This is a genomic window from Gilliamella sp. BG3 (assembly GCF_046635605.1).
In the GTDB taxonomy this organism is placed as follows: domain Bacteria; phylum Pseudomonadota; class Gammaproteobacteria; order Enterobacterales; family Orbaceae; genus Gilliamella; species Gilliamella bombi.
The window spans coordinates 1-12277 of the sequence record NZ_JBIDFE010000022.1 but is presented as its reverse complement, the minus strand read 5'-3'; the positions used below and the strand labels follow the sequence as shown (position 1 = coordinate 12277).

Below are 12277 nucleotides of genomic sequence, written 5' to 3'. Positions count from 1 at the left end.
TAGATCACAAATAATAGATAAATTAAGTGATTTTTATACTGAAACAAATACTTACCTGAAACTTTTTAACAAAATAAAGTCTATATTTAAAGAGCTGAAGATATGAGCCAATTAAAAAATGATCGTTATTTACGAGCTTTACAATGTTTGCCTGTAGACTATACACCAGTTTGGATGATGCGACAGGCTGGTCGTTATTTACCTGAGTATCGTCAATTAAGATCAAAAGCGGGTGATTTTATGACGATGTGTCAAACGCCAGAATTAGCTTGTGAGGTCACCTTACAACCATTACAACGATTTGAGCTTGATGCTGCTATTATTTTCTCTGATATTTTAACAATCCCTGATGCTATGGGGCTTGGCTTATATTTTGAATCGGGTGAAGGACCTAAATTTAAAAAATCGATATCTTGCATATCAGATATTGAACAATTACCCATCCCAGATCCAGAGCAATCACTTAAATATGTGATGGATGCGATTCGATTAACAAAAAAAGAACTCAATGGTAAAGTTCCACTAATTGGTTTTTCGGGAAGCCCATGGACACTAGCCACCTACATGATTGAAGGGGGCAGTAGCAAAGCATTCACCAAAATTAAAAAGATGCTTTATAGTGAGCCCAAAGCGTTGCATCAACTACTTGAAAAACTAGCAAACAGTATCGCATTATATTTAAATGCACAAATTCAAGCGGGAGCACAATCGATTATGATTTTTGATACTTGGGGCGGCGTATTAAGTCATCAAAGCTATCAAACATTTTCACTTGACTATATGCAACAGATCTTATCGCAATTAAAACAAGGTAAAAAAAGTCAAGATATAACCTCGTACATTCCTGTTACTTTATTTACTAAAGGAGGAGGAATATGGCTTGATCGTATTATTAATACAGGTTGTGATGCGGTGGGAGTGGATTGGACTGTAAATTTAAGCCAGATTACTCAAAAAGGGAAAATAGCAGTACAAGGGAATTTAGATCCTTCCGTTTTATATGCAGGAAAGCAAACAATTGAATCCAACGTAGAGGCCGTTCTTAATGAATATGGCTATCACAATGGGCATGTTTTTAATTTAGGGCATGGTATTCACCAAGATATCCCTGTAGAGAATGTACAGTATTTGATTGAAGCGGTACATCGACTATCAAAAAGGTTTCATCATGATTAAAAATCCTGTTCAATTAAGGCTAGAAAAGTTACCACAATGGAAACAACGTCTATTTATGGTCTGCTTATGTGAACGAATGTATCCCAACTTTGTTTTTTATTGTCATCAACAACATCATGAAGATGATGCTAAAAATTATAAAAAAATACTGGATTTAGTTTGGGAATCACTATTAGTTGAAGATGTAAAAATCAATTTTGATTTACAGCTTGAGAAATTAGAACTCATTATTCCAACTGTAACTGATGATAGTCCTTATATGGTTTATCCAGCCATCGATGCTTGTCATGCACTTGGTGAGGTCTTACACTCTTACTTGAGTGGTGAAATCGCTGAACATACAGCTAAAGTCAGTAGTATATCAGCAACTACAGTTGCTGAATTTGAAATGACCAAAACAAATGTTAATCTTTCAGAAGATGAACAACAAACTTTGCCTAGTGTTATAGATGAATTCGATTTGCAGTGGGAAATATTTCGATTGCTACGCGAAGAAAATAATGAAATGAATGAGTTGATAAAAGGCTTGAAAGATGAAATTCGAGCAGCGGGAACTAGTAATATTGGTGTTTTTTTGAGCTATCAAGGCGTTTAAAGTGTAATTTTTAAAATTTTTATTAAATTTTTCTTTAATATTGGACAAATATAGACTACATTTAACAGCAATGTAATCTAAGCAACGTTTACAGTAACGACGCTAAAATATTAAGTTTTAGCTTCGTTTATAATGTTAACTTTAACAATAAAATAATATGTAAGGATATACCCATGAATAAAACAGAACTTGTCGACGCTATTGCTAGCAAAGCTGATATTACCAAAGTAGCTGCAAAAACGGCGTTGGAAGCTACATTAGCCGCTATTACTGAATCATTGAAAGCTGGTGAGCCAGTTCAATTAGTTGGTTTTGGTACATTTAAAGTTAATTCTCGTAAAGCTCGTACTGGTCGTAATCCAAAAACTGGTAAAGAAATTAAAATTGCAGCAAGTAAAGTACCAGCATTCGTATCAGGTAAAACTTTAAAAGAAGCAATCAAATAAGTTGCTTTTTCTTACTGTCAACTTGATTGATAGAAGTATTAGGTCATAGGGTATAGTCTTATGACCTTATCAACTCAATAAAAATACATTATTTTAAGGCAAATTGCTTTCGCTTTTTCTTGTTTATAAGTAGTATTAGAACCAAATTAAAATTATATTACTAATAATTTTAAGTGGTTATTTCAACCCATTTCGCTTGTAATATATCAATCAAATCTTGAGGCGCAATTTCAATTTCTAATCCTCTTCGCCCGCCTGATATAAACATTGTTGTGTGCTCACTTGCACTTAAATCAATGAGTGTGGGTAGTTGTTGTTTTTGACCGAATGGACTAATTCCTCCCACCAAATAACCTGTTACCTTTTGAGCTAAATTAGGATCAGCTAAATCTATTTTTTTACATTTTAGTGCTTTTGCGACTTTTTTAAGATCCAAATGTCTATCGACGGGCAATACACAAACCGCTAACGTCTTATTATTACCGTTTAAACTTACAATCAAAGTTTTAAATACCTGTGTAGCTGTAACATTCAAACTGGGATCAAGTTTATTAACCGCTTCTTGCCCGTAGTTAGTTTGGTTGGGATCGTGTTTATATTGGTGGATATTAAATTTGATTTTTAGCTTTTTAAGTAAATCAATTGCTGGAGTCATAGCTTTTATCCAATAGATTTAGTTAAATCAAAATAGTATATGGTAAGCGATATCCTTACCAAAATAGAGTTGGTAAGGAAATGAATAACAATTAAAGAATTAATTAGTGGTCTTCTTTATTTTTATCATCATTGCTAGTAGACGGTGCTGCTGAGTTAGAGGCACTATTTGCTAGCGTATAAAGACGATAGAAAAAGCTAGTAACAAAAATATCAAAAAAGATACTACAGAAAGAGAAGATGGTATCAAGGACAAAATTGTCACTATCGAACGCAATAGCTAATTGAGTAAAAACCATCACAAATGCAAGGAAGATTAATACCATCAAAATAGCTGAGCGCCACTGGGTTTTTGATGACTGAATGCTTAATGAAAGTGAGTCAAGAATATTGTTTTGACCAGGTTCAACCAGCGAAGCAAAAAAGAAGTTACAAAAGATAATTAAAATTAGAATTGGAATCAGTAATACTAAAAAAATTAATATAAAAATAAGTTCTTTAGGTAAAAGCAAATTTAAACTAATAAGTACTATAGATAACATAAATGAGACTAAAAATATAAAGACTCCAATGATAAGATAAAAAAGAATAATTTTTAATGTATTTGATAACGCTTTAGACAGTAATAGATTTAAATTAAGTTTATCGCTAATATAAAGGTTAGAAATAGTTGCTATACTAATTGCTTTTAAAATAATGCTAATTAGTAATGTCAACATCACGAATAAAACATAGTTAGTTAAATTTTGTGAAAAATAGATTTGTTCAGCTAGATTTTGTTTGTCAAAGAAAGAATTAAAAAACGCATGAATTAAAGCTAGCGTTAAACTAACAAGAACAAATTGCGTAATGCGATTACGAATAAAATTGCATGTTTGTATAAAAACTAAAGAAAAAGAGATTTTTTTTTGCATTTCTATGTAAGTTCCTTATATGTGGTAACTGATTTAGTTACCACTATTATTTTTGAATGATTAAATTCGTAAATTAAGCTTGCAATAATGAAATATCCGCAACTTTTAAGAATAAATTTTGTAGCTTTTTCAAAAGTGCTAATCGATTAAGCCTAATCCCTTCATTGTCAACCATAACCATGACAGAATCAAAAAACGCATTCACTGCCTCTTTTAATGACGATAATTCAATTAACGCATCTTGATAACGGCTTTCACTAAAATACGGTGAAAGTTTATCGGTTAAAATCGCCAATTTTTTAGCTAATTCACCTTCTGCGCCTGTCTCTAGCAAGGCTGCATTGATCTGCTCAGGAATAGTAACCTCAATTTTAGATAAAATATTTGACACACGCTTATTAGCTTCGGCTAATGACGAGGCTTCGGGCAAGGTTCTAAAGTGAGTGACTGCTTTAACGCGTGCATCAAAATCAGCGGGTTTAGTTGGATTAAGTGCTAAAACTGCTTGAATCGTATCAATTGCAAAGCCTTGTTCTTGATACCAAGCTCGGAAACGACCCTGCATAAAATTAACAATATCGTCAACTACGTTTTTATTATTAAGCTTATCGCCATATAATGATGCGGCATAATTGGCTAATTCAACTAGATCTAAAGGCAGTGCCTTTTCAACAATAATACGTAAAACACCAATAGCAGCGCGACGCAATGCAAAAGGATCTTTATCACCCTTAGGATGCTGACCAATACCAAAAATGCCAGCTAAAGTATCCAATTTTTCAGCGATAGAAACTGAACAAGAAACAGCAGTACTTGGTAATTCATCACCAGCAAAACGCGGTTTATATTGTTCTTCAATGGCGGTTGCAACTTCAATACTTTCGCCATCTTTAAGGGCCAAATAACGTCCCATAATACCTTGTGTTTCAGGGAATTCAAAAACAGTATTAGTCACTAAATCGCATTTTGTTAATTTGCCCGCTCGTTTGGCTTGCTCAACATCAGCCCCAATTTTATCGGCAATAAAGCCAGATAACGATTCAATGCGAATTGCTTTATCCTTAACTGTTCCAAGCTGTTGTTGAAATAAAACTGTTTCAAGACGAGGCAAACGGTCTTCTAAACGTTGTTTTAAATCAGTTTGATAAAAGAATTCAGCATCGGCAAGGCGAGGGCGAACCACTTTCTCATTACCCGAAATTACAACTTGTGGATCTTTTGACTCAATATTAGCCACAAAAATAAAGTTTGGTAATAATTTGCCTTGTTTATCATAAACAGGAAAGTATTTTTGATCGCCTTTCATGGTATAAACCAATGATTCAGCAGGAACCTCTAAAAATCGCTCCTCAAATTTAGCAGTTAACACAACAGGCCATTCAACTAGAGAGGAAACTTCTTCAAGCAAATTATCTGTTAAATCTGCTTTACCATTTAATTTTGCAGCTTCTTCTTCAGCTTGTTGTTTAATAATAGATTTACGTTTATCGTAGTCAGCAATTACCTTACCACGTTGTTCCAAAATTTCAGGATACTGGTCTGCATTATCAATAGTGAACTCTTGCTCACCCATAAAACGATGGCCACGAATAATACGATCTGATTTAATCTCTAAAATCGTACCAGGCACAAGCTCATCACCATACAACATGGTAACAGTATGACATGGACGAATAAATTCAACTTGGCGAGCCGCCCAACGCATTGGTTTAGGGATAGGTAATTTGCTTAATGCGGTTTTAACCATATCACATAACAAATTAACAACTGGCTGACCTTTTTGATTTTGAGTATAAGAAAGCCATTCACCTTTATCAGTTTGTATACGTTCAGCCTGATCAACTGTAATACCACAACCACGAGCCCAACCTTCAGCAGCTTTAGTTGCATTTCCATTGGCATCAAAGGCTGCGCTGACCGCAGGACCACGTTTAACTATTTGGCTATCGGGTTGCGTATCATTCAAATTTAAAACTTTTAATGCTAAACGACGAGGCGATGCATACCAAAGCACCTCACCATGTTCTAAATTGGCATTATCAAGCTGCTGTATAAAATTAGCCGCAAAGCTTTCTGCTAACGTGCGGAGTGATTTTGGTGGTAACTCTTCGGTACCAATTTCCACTAAAAATGTTTTTTGCATAATCTTCTAATTCCTACTTTGATGCACTTTCGTTAGATTGTGAATTTTGGCACATAGGGAAGCCAAGTGCTTCGCGAGATGCGTAATAGGCTTCCGCCACCATTTTGGTTAATGTTCTGATGCGCAAAATATAACGTTGTCGCTCAGTTACTGAAATCGCTTTACGAGCATCAAGTAAATTAAAACAGTGGGCCGCTTTTAAGATGCGTTCATAAGCAGGTAGTGGTAGTGGTTTTTCTAACTCAAGCAAAAACTTGGCTTCTTTTTCGTGTTGTTCAAAACAATAAAATAAAAATTCAACATTGGCGTATTCAAAATTATAAGTGGACTGCTCAACTTCGTTTTGATGGAACACATCACCATAGGTTGTTTTACCAAATGCTCCATCACTCCAAACCAAATCATAAACACTATCTACGCCTTGAATATACATTGCTAAGCGTTCAAGTCCATAAGTGATTTCACCAGTAACTGGTTTACATTCAAGCCCACCAACTTGTTGAAAGTAAGTAAATTGGGTTACTTCCATACCATTTAACCAAACTTCCCATCCAAGCCCCCAAGCACCAAGGGTTGGGTTTTCCCAATTATCTTCAACAAAACGGATATCATTAACAGTTGGATCAAGACCTAATTGTTTTAACGAACCTAAATAAAGCTCTTGAATATTATCAGGAGAAGGTTTTAAGATAACTTGAAATTGATAATAATGCTGAAGCCTGTTTGGATTTTCGCCATAGCGGCCATCGGTTGGGCGGCGAGATGGTTGAACATAAGCTGCATTAATAGGTTCTGGCCCAAGCGCTCGTAGGCAAGTCATCGGGTGAGACGTTCCCGCACCGACTTCCATATCCAAAGGCTGAATCACAGTGCATCCCTGATTAGCCCAGTAGTCTTGTAACGTAAGAATTAACCCCTGAAAGGTTTTGACATTAAACTTTTGCATGATGTTATCTTTATGGTTGAATTGATATTTCGATAATTTAAATAGTGCTATATATTATACTTTTTATCAATACTTGTGAAATGCCTAATCAGGCTCTGTCTAATATTGAATAAATGATTGATTTTTCTTTAAAATAAAAAAATTAAATAAAATCAATGCTCTACCTGAACGTTTTTTATGGAAAAGTAGAACCACATATAACCTTTTCTGATTAACATTAATTAATCTTTTAATATCAGCTAAATAGATTATATTTTATTGGTAATATGTAATGTACCTTATTTAGTTGTTGGATAAATAGCCACGACATTTATGTATTATTTTTATTGTCATTTGTTAAAAATTGACAAATTTCTTGTTGTGATTTGAGTGTTCTAATGTTTTGTAAGACTTCTGACGCTTGAACATAGTGCCGTTTTAAGTAAGCAAGCCATTGTTTGATGCGAGCAGAGTGATAAAGCGGTTTAGCACTATCAATAGATGATGTTGCATAGTGAATTAAAATTTCCATCACTTGTTGCCAATTTAATGCTGATTGCTCAGTTCGTATCATATTAGCTAGGTTTGGAATAGTTAAAATACCGCGCCCTAGCATAATGTCATTAGTTTGGCTTTGGCTTATGCAATTTTTTGCATCTGCAATAGAGAAAATTTCACCATTAGCAATAACAGGAATTTTTAAGTGCTGTTTGATTTGGCCTATTGTTTGCCAATCTATTTTTTCGGATTTATAGCCGTCTTCTTTGGTCCTTCCGTGAATTGCTATTTCGTTGGCTCCGGCAAGTTCAATTGCGTTGGCAATTTCGTGACAATGCGATTTATTATCCCAACCTAAGCGAATTTTGACTGATAATTTATTTGTTGTACCTATAGCTTGTCGTACCTGGCTGACAATATTAAATATCTGCTCTGGATATTGTAATAAATAAGCGCCACCGTGGCTGCCAACTACAGTTTTGGCTGGGCAACCAAAATTGATATCTATACCATAAGAACCTAATTCGATAGCTTTAATAGCATTTTCAGCCATCCACTCTGGTGACTGTCCTAAAATTTGGACACGAACTGGCGTGTCAGATTCGGTTTTTCCATTATTGTAAAGTTCAGGACATAGGCGATAGAAAGTCCTATTTGATAATTTGTGATGGGTCACTCTGATAAATTCTGTAACACAATAATCAAATTGGTTAATTTCAGTTAAAAGTTGCCTGACTTGATAATCCAGTACTCCCTCCATAGGAGCTAAAATAATTCGATTAATTTTCATTGAGAAACCTGATTGGTATTACCATTACCACAAACGGGACAATTAGGTTGTTTGGTAAATTTAACTTGGCTAAACTCCATTGTCATTGTATCAGTCATTAATACACGACCAATTAATGGTTTTCCATATTGAGTTAACACTTTTATCGCTTCTAAGGCTTGCATGGAACCAAACATTCCAACAAGCGGAGCCATGACGCCGGTCTCAACACAAGTGAGTTGATCTTTACCAAATAAGCGACTTAAACAGTGATAACAGGGTTCATTAGGTTGGTATGTAAATACACTTAATAACCCCTCCATACGGATTGCCGCTCCAGAAACTAACGTTTTTTTTACTTGAAAGCAACAGCGGTTAATTTGCTCTCGTGTCACTAGGTTATCCGTACAGTCTATGACAATATCATGTTGTTTAATAAGTGAAATAAGCTTATTATCATCAAGTCGCTGATTTACTGTTTCAATTAACGTATTGGCATTTATATTGGTTAAGGCCTCTTTTGCCACCTCGACTTTGTATTGATTAATAAAGCTTTCGGTATATAAGATTTGTCGATTTAAGTTGGATTTTGATATGGTGTCAAAATCAACTAACGTTAATTTTCCTAAACCTGATGCCGCTAAATAGAGTGATGCAGCGCAACCAAGTCCGCCTAAACCAATGATCAGTGCTGAACTGTTTTTCAATATTTGCTGTTTATCAATATCGAAATCACGCAATGTGATTTGTCTATCATAACGAAACAATTCTTGATCTGTAAGTTCTAGCATATTGTGCGATTATTATTGTGGTTAATGAAGCATTATAACAGAAACTTGGCACAACAATGTGCCAAGCTATTAAGATTATTTGTCAAAGCCAGATAGAAAGGTTAAATATTCCTCTTTGGTCATTAGTGGTTTATATTCTGACATCAGCTTCTGTGCAGGTTTGGCATCATCATAAAGTAAATCAATAATTGTACATGCCATCATTTGTGCAGGGCGGATGTAAGCCATTTCTTCATCAAATACCGTATAATCTTTACCATGTAAAACACCTCGAACTGAACCAATCCATGGGTGGCTAACAGGCATAATGTGAGATAAATCTCCAGTATCCGTACTACCTGTCATATGAGGCGCAATCCAAACATTATCAGCACCAATTAGATCTTGTGCATTACTTTGTAAAAAGTCATTAAGTGTTGGATTGTTTTGCAAAGGTAAATAACCTGGTAGATCTTTAATTTCACACGTTGCCCCAACAGCCATTGCTCCAGCTTTTAATGCTTGATTTATTCGTTCATTGGCATCAATCATGGCAGGCACATTGCCTGCGCGCACATAGCTTTCCATTCTGACATCGCTTGGAACTACATTTACTAAATCACCACCTTGGGTAATAATTGGATGGAATCTAATGTAGTCTTTTTCTTGAAATGTTTCACGAATAGCATGCACCCCCATCATTCCCATCATCGCAGCATTTAAGGCATTGACGCCAGCATGAGGCGCTGCAGCAGCATGTGCTGCCTCACCTTTATATTTAATTAATTTTCCGATAAAACCATTGCTAGTTGTTGATATTTCGATAAAACCATTTTGACGTTCATTAGGTACACTAGTTAAATGTATTTGTAATGCCATATCAATATCGTCAAACTCGCCACGTGAAATTAACTCTGGTTTGCCACCAATATATTTGATTTTACCTTCTTTTATTAAGCGATTTCGATAAGTGATTTCAACATATTCTTCAGCTGGAACAGCAAATGGTACGACATCGCCAGCTAAAAATTGCATAGCCCCTGAATCAATTAATCCCATCGTTACTGCCATCATATTTGCAATTTGAGCATTATGTCCACAGCAGTGCGCAGCACCAGATGTTTCGTCAGCAGCAGGGTGATCTGCACAAATAATAGCATCAAGCTCGCCGATAACGGCAATACTATATTTACTACCTTTTCCTCCTTTTAGGCGACCTTTTACTCCTGTTATTGCTAATTTATTTTTAAATGGAATACCTAGTTTTTCAAAAGTTTGCTCAACTTTTTGAGCTGTTTTGTGTTCTTTATAACCAAGTTCAGGTTCTACCCAAATTGATTCAGCAATCGCCTTAATATCGGCTTTACGGTTTGCAATTGCACTACAAACCTTTTTTTTAAGTTCTTCTTTTGTCATAAATTAAATCCTAGTGCAAATTAGATAACACCTTCCCAATGCAAGGTGATTTGAGCAATGATTGCTGCCAAAATAAAAGTGCCTGAAAATACCGCTAATGAAACAGGAATAATTCGCCATGAGATACTTTTAAATAATGCTAAATCTTTACCAATAGCCAATCCAGCATAAGCAAGCACTGGGGTACAAACCGCCAATAAAGAAACCTTGTCAGTAAGTGAAACAACTTGTTCATGAAAAGGGAAAATAGGTGATGAAGCCACTGCGGCTACAACTGATACCCATAAAATAACTGGAAATTTGTTTAATACTGGAATTTTGCCAACAAAATAACCAACAATTGATATAACAACTAAAATTGATAACGCTTCTAATGACAGCATAAAATCAATTTTGTAACCTACTGTATTACCAGCAGCCATAATAATGGCAACTAAGATCAGTAAAAATATTGTTTCTAAACTTTTCATTATAGCGCTCCTTCTTTATTACGTCGTAAACGGGAAAAGATGTTATATAAGAAAGAGGCAAACGGTAGTGAAAATAATGTATAAATATAAATACCAACAACACTCGACATTAAGTTTGCTGTTGTTGCATAGGCTTTGATTTCACTAGCCATTTCTGGATAAAGGTCACTTATTGGAGCAAGTGATGCCGCCATCATACTACCACTTCCAACCCCAGCTCCCATGGCTAAAGCATAAGGATGGAGAATATCTAGTTTTGCCATCACGCTTGCTAGTATACTCATCCAAATAGCACCATAAAGTGTGCCACAAACATACATCGCCATAACGCCTCGACCTTCAGCGGAGTCCAATCCATATTTATCTGCAACAATTGCTATATTCGGTTCGCGAGCAACAGAATAAGTTGCACCTACAGCTTCACGTTTCATGCCTAATATCATTGCTAGTGGCAAACCCAATAAAATCGTACCAGCAAAATGACCTAATTCCTGAAAAATTAATGCTAACTTAGCATCTTTTAGAATCATATCAATCTTAGGACCGACAGAAACGCCAAGCTTGGCAATAAGTAACATCAAAGTTACAATCATGATGGCGCTGGCATTATTCATATTTTTTAGTTTTAATATTTTTAATTTGGGAACACTTATTACTCCACCGATGATCATGGCGTATAACATCGGATACACAGCGATAATCCAAATAGACTGCTTACCGATAAACTCACATGCCAAAACAACGACTAGTGCAAGTAAATGCACTTTATAATCTCGTAAAACTTTCATTATTACTCCTTAATTTATTTAAAATATTTTTAAAGTATCGTTGCCCCTAATGTATTTTTAAAATGATTTAAAGCCCATTGATGACCGATTGGATCAAAGCTGGCTACTGCCTTTTTATGAATAAATATTTTATACCCTAAATTATAGGCATCTACTGCTGTGTGCAATATGCAAATATCAGTACAAACTCCTGTCAAATGGATTTCACTGATGCATCTTTCGCGTAATCGTAAATCAAGATCTGTCCCACAAAAAGCTGAATAGTGGCGCTTATTTATCCAATAGATATGATTAGTATTTTTATATTTTTGATAAAGGTTATCTAAACTACCAAATAATTGTTGTCCTAAAGTACCAATTATATTATGAGGCGGAAAAAGAGAATATTCAGGGTGAAATCTATCAGAAGGGTCATGAGAATCGATAGCAAAAACGACAAAATTATTATTTTTTATAAATGATTCTGCTACGTTTAGCATTTCCGCTTCAATTTTTTGACCAGCTAGGCCTGTAGTTAAAGCTCCATTATCAGCAACAAAATCATTTGTATAATCAATTGAAATTAACGCTTTCATATCAAGTAAATAGGCTATTAAATAATATTAAAGCTTATTAATAAATATTTGATATGACAAGTTATTTTCAATAAGTAATTTGAATATGTTTTTTATAAAATTAAGATCTAATTGGTATCTTTTTGAATTTAATTTATT

The 12277-nt window shown here is 34.9% G+C and carries 13 protein-coding genes; 3 read left to right on the top strand and 10 right to left on the bottom strand.

All coding sequences use genetic code 11. The features are described from left to right. The first annotated feature begins 102 nt into the window (after window positions 1-102). From hemE to ACGH6S_RS09940, 3 genes are all read left to right on the top strand, one after another. Window positions 103-1176 (top strand): uroporphyrinogen decarboxylase, encoded by a 1074-nt coding sequence (hemE, locus tag ACGH6S_RS09950; protein WP_174798799.1) that lies wholly within the window; start codon window positions 103-105, stop codon window positions 1174-1176. Next, window positions 1169-1771 carry a YjaG family protein gene (locus ACGH6S_RS09945; RefSeq protein ID WP_174798798.1) on the top strand — a complete coding sequence of 201 codons (603 nt, stop codon included), beginning with the start codon at window positions 1169-1171 and terminating at the stop codon, window positions 1769-1771. The genes hemE and ACGH6S_RS09945 overlap by 8 nt, the downstream gene beginning before the upstream one ends. Before the next feature lie 173 nt (window positions 1772-1944). Next, entirely contained in the window at window positions 1945-2217 is a 273-nt protein-coding gene (locus tag ACGH6S_RS09940) for an HU family DNA-binding protein (RefSeq protein WP_034912351.1), read from the top strand. Between the two features lie 169 nt (window positions 2218-2386). Here the strand turns inward: ACGH6S_RS09940 and ybaK are convergent, their stop codons facing one another. The 10 genes from ybaK to ACGH6S_RS09890 form a co-directional block, all read right to left on the bottom strand. After that, window positions 2387-2872: a Cys-tRNA(Pro) deacylase gene (gene ybaK / locus ACGH6S_RS09935; RefSeq protein WP_174798797.1), complete on the bottom strand. Its 486-nt coding sequence runs from the start codon at window positions 2870-2872 to the stop codon at window positions 2387-2389. Between the two features lie 103 nt (window positions 2873-2975). After that, window positions 2976-3785: a hypothetical protein gene (locus ACGH6S_RS09930; RefSeq protein WP_065590291.1), complete on the bottom strand. Its 810-nt coding sequence runs from the start codon at window positions 3783-3785 to the stop codon at window positions 2976-2978. A 73-nt stretch (window positions 3786-3858) separates the two neighbouring features. Then, complete coding sequence (glyS, locus tag ACGH6S_RS09925; protein ID WP_363319005.1) at window positions 3859-5931, bottom strand: glycine--tRNA ligase subunit beta; 2073 nt, start codon at window positions 5929-5931, stop codon at window positions 3859-3861. 10 nt (window positions 5932-5941) lie between these two features. Next, on the bottom strand, window positions 5942-6874 hold the full coding sequence (glyQ, locus tag ACGH6S_RS09920) for a glycine--tRNA ligase subunit alpha (RefSeq protein WP_034912362.1): 933 nt from the start codon (window positions 6872-6874) through the stop codon (window positions 5942-5944). Window positions 6875-7184: 310 nt separating this feature from the next. After that, window positions 7185-8141: a tRNA dihydrouridine(16) synthase DusC gene (gene dusC / locus ACGH6S_RS09915; RefSeq protein ID WP_174798796.1), complete on the bottom strand. Its 957-nt coding sequence runs from the start codon at window positions 8139-8141 to the stop codon at window positions 7185-7187. Continuing rightward, complete coding sequence (locus tag ACGH6S_RS09910) at window positions 8138-8911, bottom strand: molybdopterin-synthase adenylyltransferase MoeB (RefSeq protein ID WP_174798795.1); 774 nt, start codon at window positions 8909-8911, stop codon at window positions 8138-8140. Before ACGH6S_RS09910 ends, dusC begins: the two co-directional genes overlap by 4 nt. 75 nt (window positions 8912-8986) lie before the next feature. Then, on the bottom strand, window positions 8987-10306 hold the full coding sequence (locus ACGH6S_RS09905; protein WP_296317073.1) for an amidohydrolase: 1320 nt from the start codon (window positions 10304-10306) through the stop codon (window positions 8987-8989). A 20-nt stretch (window positions 10307-10326) separates the two neighbouring features. Further along, complete coding sequence (locus tag ACGH6S_RS09900; RefSeq protein WP_065560819.1) at window positions 10327-10776, bottom strand: hypothetical protein; 450 nt, start codon at window positions 10774-10776, stop codon at window positions 10327-10329. Beyond that, window positions 10776-11564, bottom strand: a complete 789-nt coding sequence (locus ACGH6S_RS09895; protein ID WP_174798793.1) for a DUF3100 domain-containing protein — start codon at window positions 11562-11564, stop codon at window positions 10776-10778. Before ACGH6S_RS09895 ends, ACGH6S_RS09900 begins: the two co-directional genes overlap by 1 nt. Before the next feature lie 29 nt (window positions 11565-11593). Beyond that, complete coding sequence (locus tag ACGH6S_RS09890) at window positions 11594-12139, bottom strand: cysteine hydrolase family protein (protein WP_174798792.1); 546 nt, start codon at window positions 12137-12139, stop codon at window positions 11594-11596. Window positions 12140-12277 lie beyond the last annotated feature (138 nt).

Bases quoted from the DNA above. Each gene is read 5' to 3' on its own strand.
- hemE (WP_174798799.1), top strand. From the start codon at position 103: ATGAGCCAATTAAAAAATGATCGTTATTTACGAGCTTTACAATGTTTG.
- ACGH6S_RS09945 (WP_174798798.1), top strand. From the start codon at position 1,169: ATGATTAAAAATCCTGTTCAATTAAGGCTAGAAAAGTTACCACAATGG.
- ACGH6S_RS09940 (WP_034912351.1), top strand. From the start codon at position 1,945: ATGAATAAAACAGAACTTGTCGACGCTATTGCTAGCAAAGCTGATATT.
- ybaK (WP_174798797.1), bottom strand. From the start codon at position 2,872: ATGACTCCAGCAATTGATTTACTTAAAAAGCTAAAAATCAAATTTAAT.
- ACGH6S_RS09930 (WP_065590291.1), bottom strand. From the start codon at position 3,785: ATGCAAAAAAAAATCTCTTTTTCTTTAGTTTTTATACAAACATGCAAT.
- glyQ (WP_034912362.1), bottom strand. From the start codon at position 6,874: ATGCAAAAGTTTAATGTCAAAACCTTTCAGGGGTTAATTCTTACGTTA.
- dusC (WP_174798796.1), bottom strand. From the start codon at position 8,141: ATGAAAATTAATCGAATTATTTTAGCTCCTATGGAGGGAGTACTGGAT.
- ACGH6S_RS09910 (WP_174798795.1), bottom strand. From the start codon at position 8,911: ATGCTAGAACTTACAGATCAAGAATTGTTTCGTTATGATAGACAAATC.
- ACGH6S_RS09905 (WP_296317073.1), bottom strand. From the start codon at position 10,306: ATGACAAAAGAAGAACTTAAAAAAAAGGTTTGTAGTGCAATTGCAAAC.
- ACGH6S_RS09900 (WP_065560819.1), bottom strand. From the start codon at position 10,776: ATGAAAAGTTTAGAAACAATATTTTTACTGATCTTAGTTGCCATTATT.
- ACGH6S_RS09895 (WP_174798793.1), bottom strand. From the start codon at position 11,564: ATGAAAGTTTTACGAGATTATAAAGTGCATTTACTTGCACTAGTCGTT.
- ACGH6S_RS09890 (WP_174798792.1), bottom strand. From the start codon at position 12,139: ATGAAAGCGTTAATTTCAATTGATTATACAAATGATTTTGTTGCTGAT.